The organism is Serratia sp. 3ACOL1 (assembly GCF_003668775.1).
GTDB classification, from domain to species: Bacteria; Pseudomonadota; Gammaproteobacteria; order Enterobacterales; family Enterobacteriaceae; genus Chania; species Chania fonticola.
In genome coordinates, this window is the sequence record NZ_CP033055.1 from 1,356,292 (window position 1) to 1,375,289 (window position 18,998).

The 18,998-nt window shown below is 55.5% G+C and carries 16 protein-coding genes; 5 read left to right on the top strand and 11 right to left on the bottom strand.

Annotated elements, in window-relative coordinates:
- Positions 1-425: 425 nt before the first annotated feature.
- From nth to rsxD, 4 genes are read right to left on the bottom strand one after another with little or no spacing between them, the layout of a single operon-like run.
- Positions 426-1,067 carry an endonuclease III gene (gene nth / locus D9980_RS06350; RefSeq protein WP_121606743.1) on the bottom strand — a complete coding sequence of 214 codons (642 nt, stop codon included), beginning with the start codon at positions 1,065-1,067 and terminating at the stop codon, positions 426-428.
- Entirely contained in the window at positions 1,064-1,765 is a 702-nt protein-coding gene (locus tag D9980_RS06355; protein WP_024486620.1) for an electron transport complex subunit E, read from the bottom strand. Before D9980_RS06355 ends, nth begins: the two co-directional genes overlap by 4 nt.
- The gene (rsxG, locus tag D9980_RS06360) at positions 1,762-2,391 is read right to left on the bottom strand and encodes an electron transport complex subunit RsxG (RefSeq protein ID WP_021804527.1); all 630 of its coding nucleotides are present in this window, start codon (positions 2,389-2,391) and stop codon (positions 1,762-1,764) included. The genes D9980_RS06355 and rsxG overlap by 4 nt, the downstream gene beginning before the upstream one ends.
- Positions 2,392-2,400: 9 nt before the next feature.
- Positions 2,401-3,486, bottom strand: a complete 1,086-nt coding sequence (gene rsxD / locus D9980_RS06365; RefSeq protein WP_121606744.1) for an electron transport complex subunit RsxD — start codon at positions 3,484-3,486, stop codon at positions 2,401-2,403.
- A gap of 295 nt (positions 3,487-3,781) precedes the next feature.
- Here rsxD and D9980_RS06370 point away from each other — a divergent pair, with 295 nt between their 5' ends.
- The gene (locus tag D9980_RS06370; protein ID WP_121606745.1) at positions 3,782-4,675 is read left to right on the top strand and encodes a helix-turn-helix domain-containing protein; all 894 of its coding nucleotides are present in this window, start codon (positions 3,782-3,784) and stop codon (positions 4,673-4,675) included.
- A 34-nt stretch (positions 4,676-4,709) separates the two neighbouring features.
- Here D9980_RS06370 and rsxC read toward each other — a convergent pair whose 3' ends face one another.
- From rsxC to D9980_RS06405, 7 genes are all read right to left on the bottom strand, one after another.
- Positions 4,710-6,932, bottom strand: a complete 2,223-nt coding sequence (gene rsxC / locus D9980_RS06375; protein ID WP_121606746.1) for an electron transport complex subunit RsxC — start codon at positions 6,930-6,932, stop codon at positions 4,710-4,712.
- Positions 6,925-7,500 (bottom strand): electron transport complex subunit RsxB, encoded by a 576-nt coding sequence (gene rsxB / locus D9980_RS06380; RefSeq protein ID WP_021804523.1) that lies wholly within the window; start codon positions 7,498-7,500, stop codon positions 6,925-6,927. The genes rsxC and rsxB overlap by 8 nt, the downstream gene beginning before the upstream one ends.
- Complete coding sequence (gene rsxA / locus D9980_RS06385) at positions 7,500-8,081, bottom strand: electron transport complex subunit RsxA (RefSeq protein WP_021178056.1); 582 nt, start codon at positions 8,079-8,081, stop codon at positions 7,500-7,502. Before rsxA ends, rsxB begins: the two co-directional genes overlap by 1 nt.
- Positions 8,082-8,225: 144 nt before the next feature.
- The gene (locus D9980_RS06390; protein WP_121606747.1) at positions 8,226-8,666 is read right to left on the bottom strand and encodes a DUF2569 domain-containing protein; all 441 of its coding nucleotides are present in this window, start codon (positions 8,664-8,666) and stop codon (positions 8,226-8,228) included.
- 189 nt (positions 8,667-8,855) lie between these two features.
- Positions 8,856-10,268 carry a glycoside hydrolase family 1 protein gene (locus tag D9980_RS06395; protein WP_121606748.1) on the bottom strand — a complete coding sequence of 471 codons (1,413 nt, stop codon included), beginning with the start codon at positions 10,266-10,268 and terminating at the stop codon, positions 8,856-8,858.
- Positions 10,269-10,369: 101 nt separating this feature from the next.
- Positions 10,370-11,875 carry an L-arabinose isomerase gene (gene araA, locus D9980_RS06400; RefSeq protein WP_121606749.1) on the bottom strand — a complete coding sequence of 502 codons (1,506 nt, stop codon included), beginning with the start codon at positions 11,873-11,875 and terminating at the stop codon, positions 10,370-10,372.
- A gap of 54 nt (positions 11,876-11,929) precedes the next feature.
- A complete protein-coding gene (locus D9980_RS06405; protein ID WP_121606750.1) occupies positions 11,930-13,609 on the bottom strand; it encodes a ribulokinase in 1,680 nt (559 codons plus the stop codon).
- A gap of 359 nt (positions 13,610-13,968) precedes the next feature.
- On the opposite strand from D9980_RS06405, the gene D9980_RS06410 reads away from it, so the two are divergent.
- The 4 genes from D9980_RS06410 (at position 13,969) to araC (ending at position 18,893) form a co-directional block, all read left to right on the top strand.
- Positions 13,969-14,952, top strand: a complete 984-nt coding sequence (locus D9980_RS06410) for an arabinose ABC transporter substrate-binding protein (RefSeq protein WP_024486690.1) — start codon at positions 13,969-13,971, stop codon at positions 14,950-14,952.
- A gap of 60 nt (positions 14,953-15,012) precedes the next feature.
- Positions 15,013-16,536, top strand: coding sequence for an L-arabinose ABC transporter ATP-binding protein AraG (gene araG, locus D9980_RS06415; protein ID WP_121606751.1), 1,524 nt, complete (start codon positions 15,013-15,015; stop codon positions 16,534-16,536).
- Between the two features lie 17 nt (positions 16,537-16,553).
- The gene (gene araH, locus D9980_RS06420; protein WP_121606752.1) at positions 16,554-17,537 is read left to right on the top strand and encodes an L-arabinose ABC transporter permease AraH; all 984 of its coding nucleotides are present in this window, start codon (positions 16,554-16,556) and stop codon (positions 17,535-17,537) included.
- Positions 17,538-17,975: 438 nt separating this feature from the next.
- Positions 17,976-18,893, top strand: coding sequence for an arabinose operon transcriptional regulator AraC (araC, locus tag D9980_RS06425; protein ID WP_121606753.1), 918 nt, complete (start codon positions 17,976-17,978; stop codon positions 18,891-18,893).
- Positions 18,894-18,998 lie beyond the last annotated feature (105 nt).

Below are 18,998 nucleotides of genomic sequence, written 5' to 3' on the forward strand. Positions count from 1 at the left end.
CAACGCTATGCAACTATGTTGCAAATGTTATGCAGTATTAACGTTTGCCATTTTTAAATTTGCCGAGTTTTTGTTTTGATTAAAAGCTATCCTGAATTAATTTAGTTATATCTTCTGCTATTTAAGTCATATCCAGTCCATATCAATGCTCATGATTGATTAGGCCTTGGTTTGTTGTGCATAAATTGGGTTATGCAAAATATCTGAAAATGAACAGATCGGTAGTGAGGTTTGTAAATGAGATGTGATCGTCAAGACGTGAGGTTAACCACAATTTTTGACTAATTTTACGGTTGAAAATATCTGAAACAGCGAGTTTGTAGGGTAATCCCGGGTTCCACCAAGGTTAATGCTGCCCGACGTCACATTTTTGATAAAAAACCGGAGGGAAGAGTCGCGGACACGGATCGCCGTGCCCGGTACTCTCAATCAAGCGGATAGACCTTCTCTTTAAACTCGCATAGGTCTTCGATAATGCATGAACCGCAGCGCGGTTTACGGGCGATACAGGTATAGCGGCCATGCAGGATAAACCAGTGATGGCAGTCGACTTTAAACTCGGCGGGAACCACTTTCAGCAGCTTTTCCTCTACCTGCTCCACGTTTTTCCCTGGGGCGAAGTGGGTGCGGTTACAGACGCGGAAGATATGGGTATCAACAGCAATGGTTGGCCAACCGAAGGCCGTGTTCAACACCACATTGGCTGTTTTGCGCCCCACGCCGGGCAGGGCTTCGAGTGCAGCGCGATCTTCCGGCACTTCACCCTCATGCTTTTCCAGTAGGATACGGCAGGTTTTAATCACGTTCTCGGCTTTGCTGTTAAACAGGCCGATGGTTTTGATGTACTCCTTGACGCCGTCTACCCCTAACGCCAGCAAGGCCGCTGGCGTGTTGGCAACCGGGTAGAGCTTGGCCGTGGCCTTGTTAACGCTGACGTCGGTTGCCTGAGCGGAGAGCAGCACGGAAATCAACAGCTCAAAAGGGGTGGTATACACCAGCTCGGTGGTCGGATGCGGGTCGTTATCCCGCAAGCGGGTCAGGATCTCCAGGCGTTTCTCTTTATTCATAGCGCTTTCTCTACGTGTCCCTGTTCCATGTTAGGTTCAACTGCCAAGGCCTTGGCTTTACGCGCCTTCATTTTTTCGTCAATCAGATATTTGGTTGCCAGCATCAAGCCCAGACCGATGAAGGCACCCGGTGGCAGCATGGCCAGCAGGAAAGGGGTGTCGAAATGGACAATTTCAATGCGCAACACCTTGGCCCAACTGCCCAGCAGCAGGTCAGCGCCATCAAATAGCGTACCGTTACCAATCAGCTCGCGTAACGAGCCCAGCACAAACATGGCACTGGTGGCACCAAGGCCGATGGCCATACCGTCGATCAATGCCAGTCCTACCGGTTTTCGCGCCGCGACAGCTTCAGCCCGGCCCACCACGATGCAGTTGGTGACGATCAGCGGGATAAAAATCCCCAACGACTGATACAAACCGAAAGCGTAGGCGTTGATCAGCATTTGCACGATACTCACCGCGGCAGCAATGATCATCACATAAATCGGAATTCGGACCTCACTCGGGATCCAACGGCGCAGGGCGGAAATAGAACCGTTGGTAATGGTCAGCACCAGCGTGGTGGCCAGCCCAAGCCCCAAGGCGTTGGTGGCAGTTGACGTTACCGCCAGCAGCGGGCACAGCCCCAATAATTGCACTAACGCAGAGTTGTTTTTCCACAACCCCTGTACGATTAACTCTTTGGCTTCACTCATTCGCTGGCTCCGCAGGCAGGCAAGGTATCCAGTTTAGGCGGCAGCGTCTCCATAAACAACGCTGTACGACGCACGGCGTTGACCACTGCTCGCGGGGTGATGGTGGCCCCAGTGAACTGATCAAACATGCCGCCGTCTTTCTTCACTGCCCAACGTTTATCATCCGGGCCGTCGATCTTTTTACCGCTGAAGAAGGTGATCCAGTCGGTGATACGTAATTCGATTTTGTCGCCCAGCCCAGGCGTTTCGTGATGTTCTATCACGCGGGTTCCCAATACCGTGCCGTTAAAATCGGCCCCGACCAGCAGTTGGATCGCCCCAGAATAACCGTCTGGCGCGGTCGTTTCCAACGCGGCTGCCACCAGTTGACCATTTTTGCGGGCCAGATACAGATGGTGCGGCGCGCCGTTGCCTAACGCCGGATCGCTGACCAGCAGGCATTCGCTCTGCATATCGTTGTCATAATGTTCCGGCGGGACGACCTGGTCCAGCAGCGCTTTTTGTTGCAAAGCCGCCTGGTGGGCAATGGTGGTTTTGGTTAACTGGTACACCACGGCGGTCAGGCCGGTGGTGACCGCGGCAAACACGGCCAGTGTGGTGCCATGCTTTCTCATGGAATTAAGCATAATGACTCCTCAACGGTGGCCATACACGCGTGGCTGCGTGTAGTGATCGATCAAAGGCACGGTAATGTTGGCCAGCAGTACGGCAAAGGCTACCCCGTCGGGATAACCGCCATACACGCGGATCAGCCAGACCAGCAAGCCAACCAGGCCGCCGTAAATCAGCCGACCTTTGGGCGTGGTAGAGGCACTGACCGGGTCGGTGGCAATAAAGAAAGCCCCGAGCATAGTGGCCCCGGAAAACAGGTGGATCAGCGGGGAAGCCTGATGGGCCGGATCTAACGTCCAGGCTAATCCTGAGCACAGGGTAATGACGGCCAACATGCTGAACGGGATTTGCCAGTGGATCAGCTTACGACCCAGCATAAACAGGCCGCCGAGCAGGAAGCCCAGGTTAATCCACTGCCAGCCGATACCGGCCAGGGTGCCACCGAACAGCGGTTGCTGGAGTACCTGTTCGACCGAGTGGCCGCTGCGTAGGCCGGTTTTAAAACCGTCTAATGGCGTCGCCTGGCTGATGCCATCAACGCCCATCTGCAATTCGTGCAGAGTGGCTCCCTGGGCGGTGTGGCCACTGAAAATAGCTAGCAGGGTATCCGGCAGGGTCAGGGTGGTTGCGCGCAGCTCTTCCGGCGGTAACCAACTGGTCATCTGTACCGGGAAGGAGATTAGCAGCACCACGTAACCCACCATGGCCGGGTTGAAAGGGTTTTGCCCCAGTCCGCCGTATAGCTGTTTGGCGATCACAATGGCGAAGAAGGTGCCGATAACGATCATCCACCAGGGAGCCAGCGGTGGCAGGCTAATGCCCAGCAACAGCGCAGTGAGCAGGGCGGAATTATCTGCCAGCCGTGTCTTGACTGGCTGTTTACGTAGCGCAAGAATGGCGGCCTCGGCCCCGAGGGCGGTCACCATGGCCAGCGCGGTCTGAATAAGGTTGCCATAGCCAAAGAACCACACCTGTGCGGCCATGCCGGGAATGCAGGCCAGCATAACCCAAAGCATGATGCGGCTGGTGCTTTGCTGGTTATGGGTAAACGGAGAGCTGGCGATGTGTAAGCCCTTGGGGGCTGCCTGTTGTACCGGCCTGAACTTCATAGAATAACTACCATTTCTTTGCCATGTTAATCAGTGCATTCACGGTGCGGGCACCGGGGGAAATTACAGCGCTGCATTCTACCTCAATCATATGCCGGGTAATACGTGCTAATCATAAGGATATTCAGCTTTTGCGGTGAGAAAAAGCCAGGCTGGATGTAAAACGTGCAGTATGGGTTGTCATACTGATGATCGAGCTGCTATTTTTGGACTGCTTTGCGCACGGAATAACAACTTTCATATAATTAACGCAGGTTACTATCCTGAGCATTTTTGAAGTAGCGAACATCTAATAATGACTAATGAAGATATTTTATTTATTGAAGAGCTGATTGAATGGGTCGAAATTCATCTTGAGACGCGGCCCAATCTGGATGAAGTTGCGCGTATCTCCGGCTACTCCAAGTGGCACCTGCAGCGTAAGTTCAAGCGTATCACCGGTATCCAGCTCGCCACCTATATTCGCTCACGCATTCTTACCCGCGCGGCGGTCGCGCTGCGCATCAGCAATCGTACAATTATCGATATCTCCGATGAATTGGGCTTTGATTCACAGCAAACCTTTACCCGGATGTTTAAGCAACGTTTTGGCATTACGCCAAACCGCTACCGTACCATGGATAAATGGGACGTGAAGAGCCTGATGCCGCGCTTCGACTTCGAAGCCGTGTATGAGGCCGGTTTTTATCCGGAGATTCAACGGTTGACGTTGCCGGATACGCACCTGGTCGGTTTTACGCGTGAGATGGAATTTGATACTGCCCAAGAGATGGCCATTTCTTCCTGTATCGCCATGAAGGGGGAAATCTTTAATGACTTCTTCAAAGGGCTGAATATGGAGTGCCACAAGGTTTACAGCATCCATTCTGACAATGAGCGTGGCGAAGGCGAGTGTTCAGTCACGCATACCATGGCGGTGGAGCCGGAATTCAAGAAGGACATCCTTTCTGGTCACAAGATTGAAGATATTCGCTTGCCAGCGCGTGAGTACATCGCTATTACCCATCAGGGGACGGCCAAAGAGTGCGTGAAATTTATCTTTTACCTGATCTCGCATGTGATGCCAGGGCTGCGTAATGAAGTACGCGGAAGCGTAGAGATGGAGGTGATCGAAGCTAAGGCGTGGAACCAGGATGCGAAACTGCGGCAGATCGATGTCAATTACACCTACCTGATTTCTATCGATTAAGTGGGGTCTTGCATTCAGCAAGACCCCATACCGCTTACTCTTTATCTACCATCGCTAGTTGCTGAGCGGCCTTTTTTGCCTTGACTCGTGCCAGTGCAGCAGCAACGGCGGCCTTGCGCGGATCTTCCGGTTCAGCCGTAGGGATGGGTTCCTCGTCAACTTGCGGTTGAGAAAGCTCAGCTTGCTGAGCGGCCTTTTTTGCCTTGACTCGGGCCAGCGCGGCGGCAACAGCGGCCTTGCGTGGATCCTCCGGTTCAGCCGTAGGGATGGGTTCCTGGTCAACTTGCGGTTGAGAAAGCTCAGCTTGCTGCGCCGCCTTTTTGGCTTTGACTCGGGCCAGCGCGGCAGCAACAGCGGCCTTGCGTGGATCCTCCGATTCAGCCGTAGGGATGGGTTCCTCGTCAACTGGTGGTTGAGAAAGCTCAGCCTGCTGCGCAGCCTTTTTCGCCTTCACGCGGGCTAATGCCGCCGCTACCGCAGCCTTACGCGGATCCTCTGAAGCTACAGTTTCCGCCACGCTTTCAGCTTCTTGTGCCTGTGCCTCTTTCTTGGCTTTGACTCGTGCCAATGCTGCAGCCACGGCCGCTTTACGTGGGTCTTCCTCTTGCACCGCTGCCGCCGCAGGCATTTCGCTTGCTTGCTCGCGCTTACGCTCTCTGGCCTGTGCCTTACGCGCTTCGCGGGCAGCAATGGCAGCGCTGTTATCCGGCTCCTGGCCGCTGATAGCAATGCCAGCAGCCTCACTGTTTTTACTGCGCACGCGAGCCAGCGCCGCCTGAACGGCATCCTGATCGCTGTCGGTCAGTTTCACTGCGGCCTTTTTATGACGCTCTTCACGTGCCAATTTCTCACGCTCTAAGCGGGCCAGCTTGGCTTCATAACGTGCTTTGGCTTCGGCGGTACGTGCCGCTTCCTGATCCAACGCGTTAATCTCGGCCTTCTCTTGGCGATAATATTGCACCAGCGGAATATTGCTGGGGCAGACGTAGGCACAGGCACCACATTCGATACAGTCGAACAGATTGTGCTTACGCGCCTTCTCGTGCTCTTCGCCACGGCTGAACCAGTAAAGCTGCTGTGGCAACAGCCCGGCAGGGCAGGCATCAACGCATAGCCCACAGCGGATACATGACTGCTCTGGCTCTTGTACGGCCATTTCGTCAACCGTCGGGGCCAACAAGCAGTTGCTGATTTTGACGATCGGCACGTCTAACGTTGGCAACGTAAAGCCCATCAGCGGGCCGCCCATTATCACCATCTGCGGGGATTGTGATTGATAACCGCCAAAGGCCAGCAGGTGTTGCACCGGCGTGCCGAGGCGCGCCCAGACGTTGCCCGGTTGGCTCATGGCATCACCGGTTAAGGTGACGACGCGCTCAATCAACGGTTCGCCATCGACAATCGCCCGCTTGATGGCAAAGGCGGTGCCCACGTTTTGCATCAGCACGCCGATGGTGGACGAACGCTTGCCGTGAGGCACTTCTTTGCCCGTCAGAATTTTGGTTAACTGCTTGGCACCGCCGGAAGGGTATTTGGTGGGAACCACCCGCAGGGCGATCCCATCCTGCCCGCGCAAAGCGGCTTTCAGAGCGGCGATGGCTTCCGGCTTGTTATCTTCGATGCCGATCAGCGTCACCTTGGGTTGTAGCAGGTGGCGCAGGATCTGGGTGCCTTCGATAATCTGAGCGGCCTGTTCCTGCATCAGCCGGTCGTCGGCGGTGATATAGGGCTCGCATTCGGCAGCGTTGAGGATCAGGGTTTCCACCTCTTCACGGCCGCCTTGCAGCTTACTGGCCGTTGGGAAACCTGCGCCCCCCAGACCGGCAATCCCGGCCTGATGAATACGTTGGATCAGCTCTGCCGCGTCCAGTTGGCGATAATCGGCGACCGGCGTCAGTTCGCACCAGCGATCTTCACCGTCTGGATCAATAATCACGCACAGTTCCGCCAGCCCTGAAGGGTGGGCGGTAACATGAGGTTCAATGGCGCGGATGGTGCCCGAGGTTGGCGCATGTACCGGCAAGGTGCGGCCACGGCCAAAGGTCAGCGGTTGGCCTTTCAGTACGCGGTCACCGGCTTTGACGCACAGCTCACCCTCTGGCCCGAGATGCTGTTGCAAGGGGACGATAAAAATGTCGGGTAGGGGAGCCACGCGCAGTGGCACACCGCTGGACTGGGTCTTCATTTCGGGTGGATGAATGCCACCGTCAAAATCCCAAATCCGATCTTTTTTCAAAGCGGCGAACAGATTAAACATGTTGCTCCACGGGGATCACTTGCACCGGAATGGTTTGCATATCCCACTTCCAGCTGGCGGTCGTGGTGGCGACCGGTTTCATTTCAATACAGTCGGTTGGGCAGGGCGCAACACATAGATCACAGCCTGTACAGAGATCGGTAATGACCGTGTGCATGGCGCGGGTGGCACCCACGATGGCGTCGACCGGGCAGGCCTGAATGCACTTGGTGCAGCCGATGCAGTTGGCTTCGTCAATAAAGGCGACCTTACGTACCGGTTCGGCCACGGCGGCACCGCCGTCCAGCGGTTGCGGCTCGACGTTGAGTAACTCGGCCAGCTTGAGCATCACCTGCTCGCCACCCGGGGCGCATTTGTTGATCATCTCGCCATTGGCAACCGCTTCGGCATAGGGACGGCAGCCAGGATAACCACATTGGCCACACTGGCTCTGTGGCAGAATTTCGTCGATCTGTTCGGCGACCGGATCTTCTTCGACTTCAAAGCGGCGCGCGGCAAAGCCTAGCACCAGGCCAAACAGCAGCCCCAGAGCGCTTAATGCCGCCACCGCAATCCACAACGCAGTCATTAGAATCTCACCAGCCCGGTAAAGCCCATAAAGGCCAGAGACATCAGGCCAGCAGTGATCAAGGCGATGGAGGAACCGCGAAACGGCGCGGGCACATCGGCTACCGCCAGGCGTTCACGGATGGCGGCAAACAGCACCATCACCAATGAGAAGCCTGCGGCGGCACTAAAGCCATAAACCGCAGACTGCAGGAAGTTGTAGCCAAGGTTGACGTTGAGCAACGCCACGCCTAACACGGCGCAGTTGGTGGTGATCAACGGCAGGAAAATCCCCAGCAGGCGATACAGCGCCGGGCTGGTTTTACGCACCACCATTTCGGTGAATTGCACCACGACGGCGATCACCAGAATAAAGGACAGCGTGCGCAGATAAACCAGATCCAACGGGATCAGGATAAAGCTGTTGATTAGCCAGGCGCAGACCGAGGCCAGCGTCATCACGAATGTGGTCGCCATGCCCATGCCGATGGCACTTTCCAGTTTCTTGGAAACGCCCATAAAGGGGCACAGGCCCAGGAATTTCACCAGGACAAAGTTGTTCACCAGTACGGTGCCAACAAACAAGAGCAGGTATTCGGTCATTGCAATGCCTAAAAAAATAAAAGCCGCCTATTATCGGTAATCGGCGGCGTAACGACAACATACTAATCGCAAGGGTATTGCGCTTTTTTGCCTGTTTTGCTGAAAATTTATCCGGCAGGGCGATCAAATCGTGCCTTGCCGTGGTTACTTCTCTGTGAAGGTGCCTTTCACGCGTTGGGAGCGCTTAAAATAGGGCACCAGCAGGGCGGCCATCACCAACGGCCATAGCAGGCTACGCACGGCAAGCTCATCGGGCACGGGAGAAAAGGCGAACGCTTTGATCGCCAATAGCACAGTGATCAGCAGCCAGACCAAGAACAGCTTTGGAAAACGTTGTGAACGCTGGCAGAACAGCCACAGCAGGTACAGCGTAAAGCACCACATCACCAGCGTAGTGATCACCGATAGATACCACTGCGTGGAGAAGGCGTGAGCATTGGTGCTCAGATACTCGCGTGATTCCGGCATAAAAATGGCCATACCGTACAGAGCCAACATAAGGCTGGCACTGAGCAGGGTAACGATCAGATAGGCCATCGGGGCTAGCAGCCAACCGCCGATGCGCGAATATTCAGCTTGGGTCATACGAGATCCTGAGTGGTATTCCAACGAAGTAAGCGGCATAGCTTACTCAAATATGTGCCAATGCGCGAGGATAAGGCGGTACCAACGGCAAAATGCCAGTCAGATTGCACTGACTGGCATGACATGGCTTACAAACCTCAGCCGGTTCTTATTGTAGGGGCGCTGCATGCTGCGCCCACTTAGCGGCTGTTAACGTTCCGCACCGTTGCTGGCGATCAGCTTTTGGTACCAGAAGAAGCTCTTCTTACGCTGGCGTGCCAGATCTTTGTTGTGGTCAACGTAGATAAAGCCGTACTGCTTCTGGAAGCCGTTGAGCCAGCTCAGCAGATCGATAAACGACCATGGGTAATAGCCGCGTACGTCGGCGCCCAGTTTGATGGCGTCTTCAATGGCACCAATGTGCTGGCGCAGATAGTCGATACGATCGTCATCCACCACTTCACCATCAATAATCGGATCTTTGGCTCCCAGACCGTTCTCGGTAATGTAGATAGGGATATCGCCGTAACGCGCCTTGATATTCATGATCCCTTCGGTGAGACCTTGGGGATAAATCTCCCAGTCCCAATCGGTATACACGCCATTCGGGTTGCGGACGAACTTGAACAGCCCCTTAAAGCCGAATTCGTTACCCTGCTGGTGGCCGCTGCCTTTCTCACCGGTGGTGTTGATGGTCAGATGTGACTCTTGATTATTGGCCGCGATGGTTTCACGTTTGTAATAGTTCAGGCCAATAAAGTCACAGATATTGTCGCGCAGCAGTTGCTCATCACCAGGTGCGAATTGTGGCACGCCCCACAGTGCCTGAGTCTGCGCCAGCAGTTCAGCTGGATATTCCCCTTTCAGTACCGGATCGTACAGCCAGTGGGTAAAGATCCCTTCGGCCAATTGATAGGCCGCCAGGTCTTCCGCAGATTGGCTGAGCGGGGTATGGGTTTGCAACACGTTGACGAAGCCGATTTGGCCGGCAATGCCGCTAGTGCGGAATGCAGCCACCGCTTTGGCGTGGGCCACAAAGACGTGGTGGCAGGCCTGGATAGCGCGCGCCGGGCTCTGTACGCCTGGTGGGTGGCCGCCGGTGATGTAACCGAAGCCGATAAAGCACACGGTCTCATTGAAGGTAGACCATAGTTTGACACGATCGCCGTAACGCTGGTAACACAGGCGGGCATACTCTTCGAAAGCCTCCGCAGTGCTGCGTGCTTCCCAACCGCCTTCATCTTGCAATGCCTGCGGCAGATCCCAGTGGTACAGGGTGATCATCGGCTCAATGTTGTGTTCCAACAGGGCATCGATCAGATCGCTATAGAATTTGACCCCGGCCTCATTGATGGTGCCCCGGCCCTGTGGCAGCAGGCGCGGCCAGGAGATAGAGAAGCGGTAGCTCCGCATCCCCATTTCGGCCATCAGCGCCACGTCCTCACGGAAGCGGTGATAGTGATCGACGGCAACGTCGCCGTTTGTGCCTTGGTAAGTGGTACCTGGCAGGTGGGAGAAGGTATCCCAGATGGATGGGCCTTTGCCGTCGGCATCGTGTGCGCCTTCAACCTGATACGCCGCGCTAGCCGCGCCCCAGAGGAACTCTTTCGGGAAAGCAGACATAACTATTCTCTCTATACGTTAAATATTGAGTCTAGTTTAGGTCGAGTTGAAATGAGTTTGCAACCGGTTTCTGAAACCGGTTGCAGTTTTTGCGGGAGCGTTTAGCGACGGTTGATTTGGTAGTAGGTTTCATTCCAGCGGATTTCGTTCTTGAACGCTGGCAGGGTGGTGTCGTTATCGATCAGCAGGAATTCGATGTTGTGCATTTCGGCATACAGACGCAGGTAGTCTGCGTTCAGTGACTGCGAGAACACCGTGTGGTGTGCGCCACCTGCCAGGATCCAGGCTTCCGCCGCCGTAGCCAGGGAAGGCTGAGCACGCCAGATCGCCCGCGCCACCGGCAGTTTAGGTAACGGTTTAGGCTGCTCAATGGTATCAACCTGATTGACCAGCAGGCGGAAACGATCGCCCATATCGATCAGGCTGGCGTTTACCGCCGGGCCTGCCGGGGTAGAGAAGATCAGGCGGGCCGGATCGGCCTTGCCACCGATGCCCAGATATTGAATATCCAGCAGCGGCTTGTGTTCTTTGGCGATGGAAGGGCAGACCTCCAGCATGTGGGAACCCACCACCAGATCGTTGCCCGGCTGGAAGTTGTAGGTGTAGTCCTCCATAAACGAAGTGCCGCCGTTTAAGCCGCTGCCCATCACTTTCATAATGCGCAGCAGGGCCGCAGTTTTCCAGTCGCCCTCGCCGGCAAAGCCGTAGCCTTGCTGCATCAGGCGCTGTACCGCTAAACCTGGCAACTGCTTCATGCCGTGCAGCGTTTCAAAATTGGTGGTGAAGGCGTGGAACTTGCCCTGTTCGAGGAAACGTTTCATACCCAGTTCGATAGCCGCGGCATCGATCAGGTTCTGCCGTTTGGCACCGTTAACTTTTGCTACGTCGCTCAGCTCATAGCTGGCTTCGTACTCTTCGATCAGAGCATCGATATCGCCCTTGCTCACTTCATCGATTACGCTGACTAAATCGCCGATGCCGTAAGCATCCACGGAGTAGCCAAACTGGATCTGCGCGGCCACTTTATCGCCATCGGTCACGGCGACCTGGCGCATGTTGTCACCAAAACGCGCCACTTTCAGCTGCTGGCTTTCCTGTTTGGCACAGGCAACACGCATCCATTGAGCGATACGTTCCTGGGCATTTTTGTCTTGCCAGTGGCCCGCGATCACGCTGTGCTGCTGGCGCATACGAGCACCGATAAACCCGAACTCACGGCCACCGTGGGCGGTCTGGTTCAGGTTCATAAAGTCCATATCCATGCTGTCCCAGGGAACCTCGGCATTAAATTGGGTATGGAACTGGAGCAGCGGCTTATCGAGGATCGACAGGCCGGCAATCCACATTTTTGCCGGTGAGAAGGTGTGCAGCCAGGTGATGATGCCGACGCAGTCCTGGTGATAGTTGGCATCACGGCAGACGGTGGTGATTTCGTCCGGCGTGGTGACCAGCGGTTTCAGCACCATCTTCACAGGTAAACCTGCGTCGCGGTTCAGGCTGTTCACGACCTGCTCGGCGTTTTCCATCACCTGTTGCAGGGTTTTGGGGCCATAAAGATGCTGGCTACCGATCACGAACCACACTTCACGTTGCTTAAAGATGTTCATCAAAAACTCCTGGATCTAGAGGTTTTATTGAGCCGAGGGGGCTGCCCCGGCATATTAATTTTTGGTGGTTGCGGCAAAGCGCGGCTCTGCGGCCTGGCACCACTGTTGATAGCGTTCATAAAGTTGTTGGTAGCGCACGACGTTTGCCGGATCGGGCTGCAAAGTACGTTCAATATTGCAAGCCATATGCTGCTGAGCTTGCGGAACGTCGCTGAAGTGCCCGGCGGCCACTGCGGCGAAAATGGCCGCACCCAGTGCACAGCATTGGTCGGAGGCGACGATCTGTAGCGGACGATCCATCACATCGGCACAAACCTGCATAATCACCGGAGATTTTCGGGCAATCCCGCCCAAAGCCAACACGTTATCGACGGGAATGTCCTGCTGTTCGAAGCACTCCATGATGGCACGAGCGCCAAAAGCCGTTGCGGCGATAAAGCCACCAAACAGCGTGGGTGCATCGGTACCGAGGTTGAGATCGGTGATCACTCCTTTCAGGCGCTGGTTGGCGTAGGGGGTGCGGCGGCCATTGAACCAGTCCAAGACCACGGGTAGATGGTCAAGCGACGGGTTTTTGGCCCAGGCGGCAGTCAGGGCAGCCAGCATGTCATGCTCGATTTGTTGCAGCTGTGTCTGGAGTTGCGGTTGCGTCTTGGCGGCTTCACGCAGTGGCCAGCTCAGCAGGCGGCTGAACCAGGCGTACATATCGCCGAAAGCGGATTGCCCGGCCTCCATCCCGATGGTTTGCGGCACGACGCTGCCGTCCACCTGGCCGCAGATGCCGCTGATGGCACGATCGCCCACGCGCTCACGATCGGCGATCAGAATGTCGCAGGTCGACGTGCCAATCACCTTCACCAGCGTATAAGGCTGCGCTCCGGCTCCGACGGCCCCCATGTGACAGTCAAACGCACCACCTGACAGCACCACGCTTTCTGATAGCCCTAGCCGTGTGGCCCACTCTTTGCTCAGAGTCCCTACCGGAAGATCGGCAGTGTAAGAACCGGTAAACAGCGGATAGGGCAGATCTTCCACCAGCAACGGATCCAAAGCCGCAAAGAAGGCTTTAGGTGGCAAACCATCCCAGTCCGGATGCCATAACGTTTTATGCCCAACGCTGCAACGGCCGCGCTTTAACCGATCCGGTGCGGTAGTGCCAGAAAGCAGCGCCGGTACCCAGTCGCAAAGCTCTACCCAAGAGGCGGCGGCGTGGCGTACCTCTTCATCCTGGCGTGAAACGTGCAAGATCTTGGCCCAGAACCACTCAGAGGAGTAAACGCCGCCGATATAGCGTGAATAATCGGGGAAATCGCCGCGGCGGCACAGTTGGTTAATCTCCTCCGCCTCCTCGATGGCGGTGTGGTCTTTCCACAGCACAAACATGGCGTTGGGATTGCTGGCAAACTCCGGCCGCAACGCCAATACGTCGCCATGTTCATCAATCGGGGCGGGAGTGGATCCGGTGGAATCTACCCCAATCCCGACCACGGCCTGCCGCTGTTCCGGGCTCATGCGCTGCACCACGGCGACGACGGCCTGTTCCATGGCTTCGATATAGTCGAGTGGATGGTGGCGAAACTGGTTCTGCGCGGCGTTACAAAAGTCACCACGCTGCCAGCGAGGGTAGTAGACCACCTCGGTATCCAGTTCGTTACCATTTTGACAGTCGACAGCCAGTACCCGCACTGAATCACTGCCGAAGTCTAATCCCAGGGCAATAGCACCTGCCGTCATGATGCGGACTCCTTACTTGTTAGGTTGAGGTTAACGATAGGAGCGGGACGGGGAGGCAGGTGAGGAATCATTGGCTGGAAGTATGCACTTTTCTGCTTGCTACAGTGATTTTGTGATGGGGGTCAAAAGTTATCACTTGGTTAAATTTGCTAAATGTATGCACATATCTGCTGTTATCTCGGGATGTGATAGCGCTCTACATTTAACTAACAAATACCGGCTAAAACTGTTTGCGTCTTACCTGAGTCGACGGCAATAAGCGAGATATAAGGCCATTGTCGTGACAGGATCTCATAATGATAACGTTTTCACGGTGGCCCGGTTTTTCTGCCGATGAAAGCAAAACAGCGGAGAGTACCATGCATAAATTCACTAAGGCGTTGGCAGTGATTGGTCTGACGGCGGTTATGTCACATTCAGCTGTCGCAGAGACCATGAAACTGGGTTTTTTGGTTAAACAGCCAGAAGAGCCCTGGTTCCAGACCGAATGGAAATTTGCCGACAAGGCGGGTAAAGACCTGGGGTTTGAAGTGATCAAGATTGCCGTGCCGGACGGCGAGAAAACCCTCAATGCCATCGACAGCCTGGCAGCCAGCGGGGCCAAGGGGTTTGTCATCTGCACCCCAGATCCGAAACTCGGCTCGGCGATTGTCGCCAAGGCGCGCAGCTACGATCTGAAAGTGATCGCGGTTGACGACCAGTTTGTTAACGCCAAAGGCAAACCGATGGAGAGCGTGCCGCTAGTGATGATGGCGGCCACCAAGATAGGTGAACGCCAAGGCGCAGAGCTGTGGAAAGAGATGAACAAGCGTGGCTGGAAAGTGGCAGAGACGGGGGTAATGGCGATCACCTCCGATGAACTGGACACTGCACGCCGCCGTACCGGTGGCTCGATGGACGCATTGAAAACCGCTGGTTTCCCAGAGCAGCAGATCTACAAGGTACCGACCAAATCCAACGATATCCCTGGGGCGTTCGATGCCGCCAACTCGATGCTGGTGCAGCATCCGGAAGTGAAAAACTGGCTGATCGTCGGGATGAACGACAACACCGTGCTAGGCGGCGTGCGAGCCACCGAAGGCCAGGGCTTTAAAGCGCCTAACGTGATCGGCATTGGTATCAACGGCGTTGACGCGGTAAGCGAGCTTTCCAAGAAACAGGCTACCGGCTTCTACGGTTCACTGCTGCCAAGCCCGGATATTCATGGCTACAAGAGCATTCAGATGCTGCATGACTGGGTAGAGAAAGGCGTAGAACCAGAGAAATTCACCGAAGTGACTGACGTGGTGCTGATCACCCGCGACAACTTCCAGGTGGAACTGCAGAAAAAAGGTCTGATGTAAGGGGCGAGCCGCCTGCAACAAGCGGGCGGCCATTTATCGCATAGCATTGAGGAAAGCACTATGACTGCCGTCACGCCCTATCTGGCTTTCAAAGGCATCGGTAAAAGCTTCCCTGGCGTCAAAGCGCTGGATGATATCAGTTTCAGCTGTCAGGCCGGACAGATCCACGCGCTGATGGGGGAAAACGGCGCCGGGAAATCGACGTTGCTGAAAATTCTCAGCGGTAATTACGCCCCAAGCAAAGGGGATATCCACCTCCAGGGGCAAGCGGTGCAGTTTGCCAATACCACCGACGCGTTAAACGCCGGGGTGGCGATTATCTACCAGGAACTGCACCTGGTGCCGGAAATGACCGTGGCAGAGAACATCTACCTTGGCCAGTTGCCGACCAAACACGGCCTGGTGGATCGCAAACTGCTGCGTTATGAATCCCGCTTACAGCTGGAACACCTCGGGTTGGACATCGATCCGGATACCCCGTTGAAGTATCTGTCGATTGGCCAGTGGCAGATGGTGGAGATTGCCAAGGCCCTGGCGCGTAACGCCAAAGTAATTGCGTTTGATGAGCCAACCAGTTCGCTGTCGGCACGTGAAATTGAGCAACTGTTCCGGGTGATCCGCGAGTTGCGGTCCGAAGGGCGAGTGATCCTGTATGTCTCGCATCGTATGGAGGAAATCTTTGCGCTGAGCGATGCCATTACCGTGTTTAAGGATGGCCGCTATGTACGCACCTTCGACGATATGCAGCAGGTGAACAATGAAGTGCTGGTGCAGGCGATGGTGGGGCGGGATCTCGGTGATGTCTATGGCTATCAGCCACGCGAGCTGGGAGAAGTGCGTTTGCAGCTTACCGATTTGCAGGCCGCCGGGGTGAAAACGCCTATCAGCCTTAACGTACGCGCTGGCGAAATTGTTGGCCTGTTTGGCTTGGTAGGCGCAGGGCGTAGCGAATTGATGAAAGGAATTTTTGGCGCTACGCGGGTAACTGCGGGCCAATTGATGCTGGATGGCAAGCGGCTCGATGTTCGTTCACCGATCGACGCTATCCGTGCGGGCGTGATGCTGTGCCCGGAAGATCGTAAGGCCGACGGCATCATTCCTGTGCACTCGGTGCGTGACAATATCAACATCAGCGCACGCCGCAAAAGCATCAAGGCGGGCTGCCTGATCGATAACGCCTGGGAAACCAGCAATGCCGATCACCATATCCGCGCGCTGAATATCAAAACCCCCAGCGCCGAACAGCTGATCATGAACCTCTCCGGTGGCAACCAACAGAAGGCGATCCTGGGCCGCTGGTTGTCGGAAGAGATGAAGGTGATCCTGCTGGATGAGCCGACACGCGGCATTGACGTTGGCGCAAAACACGAAATCTACCACGTGATTTATCAGTTGGCGCAGCAGGGCATTGCGGTGCTGTTCGCCTCCAGCGATTTGCCCGAAGTGCTGGGGCTGGCAGATCGCATCATCGTGATGCGTGAAGGGGCAATCTCTGGCGAGTTGACCCATAGCGAGGCCACTGAGGAAAAAGCCCTCAGCCTGGCGATGTTACGTACCCCTGATATTGCAGCGGCGATGGCCTGATTGTGAAGGAGCAAGAGATGTCGAGCATGACAACCGATTCTGTGAAAAACCGTGGCGGCCTTGGGTTAGCGCGTATCTGGGACAGCTATGGCATGCTGGTGGTATTTGCCGTGCTGTTTGTTGCCTGCGTCGTGTTTGTGCCGAATTTTGGCAGCTTTATCAATATGAAGGGTCTGGGGCTGGCGATCTCCATGTCCGGTATGGTGGCGTGCGGCATGCTGTTTTGCCTGGCCTCGGGCGATTTTGACCTGTCGGTGGCGTCGGTTATCGCCTGTGCGGGTGTCACCGCGGCGGTGGTCATCAACATGACGGAGAGCCTGTGGATCGGCGTGGCTGCCGGTTTGCTGTTGGGCGTGCTCTCTGGGCTGATCAATGGTTTTGTGATCGCCCGGCTGAAGATTAACGCGCTGATCACCACCTTGGCCACCATGCAGATCTTCCGCGGCCTGGCCTATATCATTTCCGATGGGAAAGCGGTGGGGATCGAAGACGAGCGTTTCTTTGCGCTCGGCTATGCCAACTGGTGGGGGCTGCCTGCACCGATTTGGATCACCATTGGCTGCCTGATCCTGTTTGGTTTCCTGCTCAATAAAACCACCTTTGGCCGTAATACTCTGGCTATCGGTGGCAACGAGGAAGCGGCTCGTCTGGCCGGTGTGCCGGTGGTGCGCACCAAGATCATCATCTTTGTCCTTTCCGGGCTGGTATCTGCCGCTGCGGGCATCATTCTGGCTTCGCGTATGACCAGCGGCCAGCCGATGACCTCCATCGGCTATGAGCTGATCGTGATTTCCGCCTGCGTGCTGGGTGGCGTTTCGCTCAAAGGGGGGATTGGCAAAATTTCCTATGTTATCGCTGGGATCCTGATCCTGGGCACGGTGGAGAACGCCATGAACCTGCTGAATATCTCACCGTTCTCGCAGTATGTGGTGCGCGGCGTGATCCTGCTGGCCGCGGTGATTTTTGACCGCTACAAGCAACAAGCGAAGAGCAGGGCGTGAAGGCCCATCACAATTTTGCGATTGCTATGAGCAGCATTTTGCCGAATGGGTAAACTTGCTATAGGTGCGATAGTGTTTTGTCGTTATTCAGCAATTTCTATTTCCCCCTCACCCCAACCCTCTCCCTCAGGGAGAGGGAGCTGCACGGAGCGCGTGGTTGGCCCGTGCAACTTCGGAAAGTAGGGAGTAAGAGGAAAGATAGGTTTTACACAGAAAAATCAATGAACTCTCTCCCGTAGGGAGTGGGAGCTGCACGGAGCGCGTGGTTGACCCGTGCAACTTCGGAAAGTAGGGAGTAAGAGGAAAGATAGGTTTTACACAGAAAAATCAATGAACTCGATCGGTCCCCTCTCCCTGTGGGAGAGGGTTAGGGTGAGGGGAACAGGCCACTCATTTTGCCAAGTATTGGGATAAAGAAACGACACTTTTGGAGGCCAGATGTATCATCGCATGGTTCAGGAACCCCAACCGAACCCGTTGTTGCCGGGTTACACCTTTAACGCCTACCTGGTTGCCGGGCTGACGCCGATTATGGCGGACGGACCGCTGGATTTCTTTATCGACCGCCCCGGCGGCATGAAGGGTTACATCCTCAATCTGACCATTAAAGGCCAGGGCAAAGTGTTTGACGGTGAGGAGACGCTTTACTGTAACCCCGGCGATCTACTGCTATTTCCGCCCAAGGCGGCACATAACTATGGCCGATCACCGGATAGTGACTGCTGGTATCACCGCTGGGTTTATTTCCGCCCGCGGGCCTATTGGGCCGACTGGCTGGAATGGCACAGCAAGGCACATCAGGTAGGGCGTCTGACACTGCCCAACAACGAGTTGCTGACCGAGTTTGACCGGCTATTTGCCAACATTGAGCAGACCCAACGCTCCGGCCGTCGTTTTGCCGAAGAAATTGGCATGAACCTGCTGGAACGACTGTTGCTGCGCGCGATGGAGGAGGATCCCCTCAGCCCACAGAAGATTATGGACCCACGGGTGATTGAGGCCTGCCAGTTTATTACCGGCAATCTGGCAGGGGAGCTGCGTATCGATGAAGTGGCCCGCCACGTTTGCCTTTCGCCTTCGCGGCTGGCACATCTGTTCCGTGACCAGGTCGGGATAAATATCCTGCGCTGGCGTGAAGATCAGCGGGTGATCCGCGCCAAACTGTTGCTGCAAACCACTCAGGAATCGATTGCCACTATTGGCCGGGGAGTTGGCTATGACGATCAGCTCTATTTTTCCCGGGTGTTTCGCAAGCGGGTTGGCGTCAGCCCCAGCGATTTTCGCCGCCGCAGCCTGGAGATCAACTACCCGGTGAACCCTTCCCGGGATCGGCCACTGATTGCCGCATCCCGTTAATTGGCATGCGGATACGACCGTTGTTGGGGGCGCAGCATGCTGCGCCGGTTCAGTTTATTGCCAGTTTGTTAACAATCTGCATTTAGCTCTTGTTCCAGCCCGCAT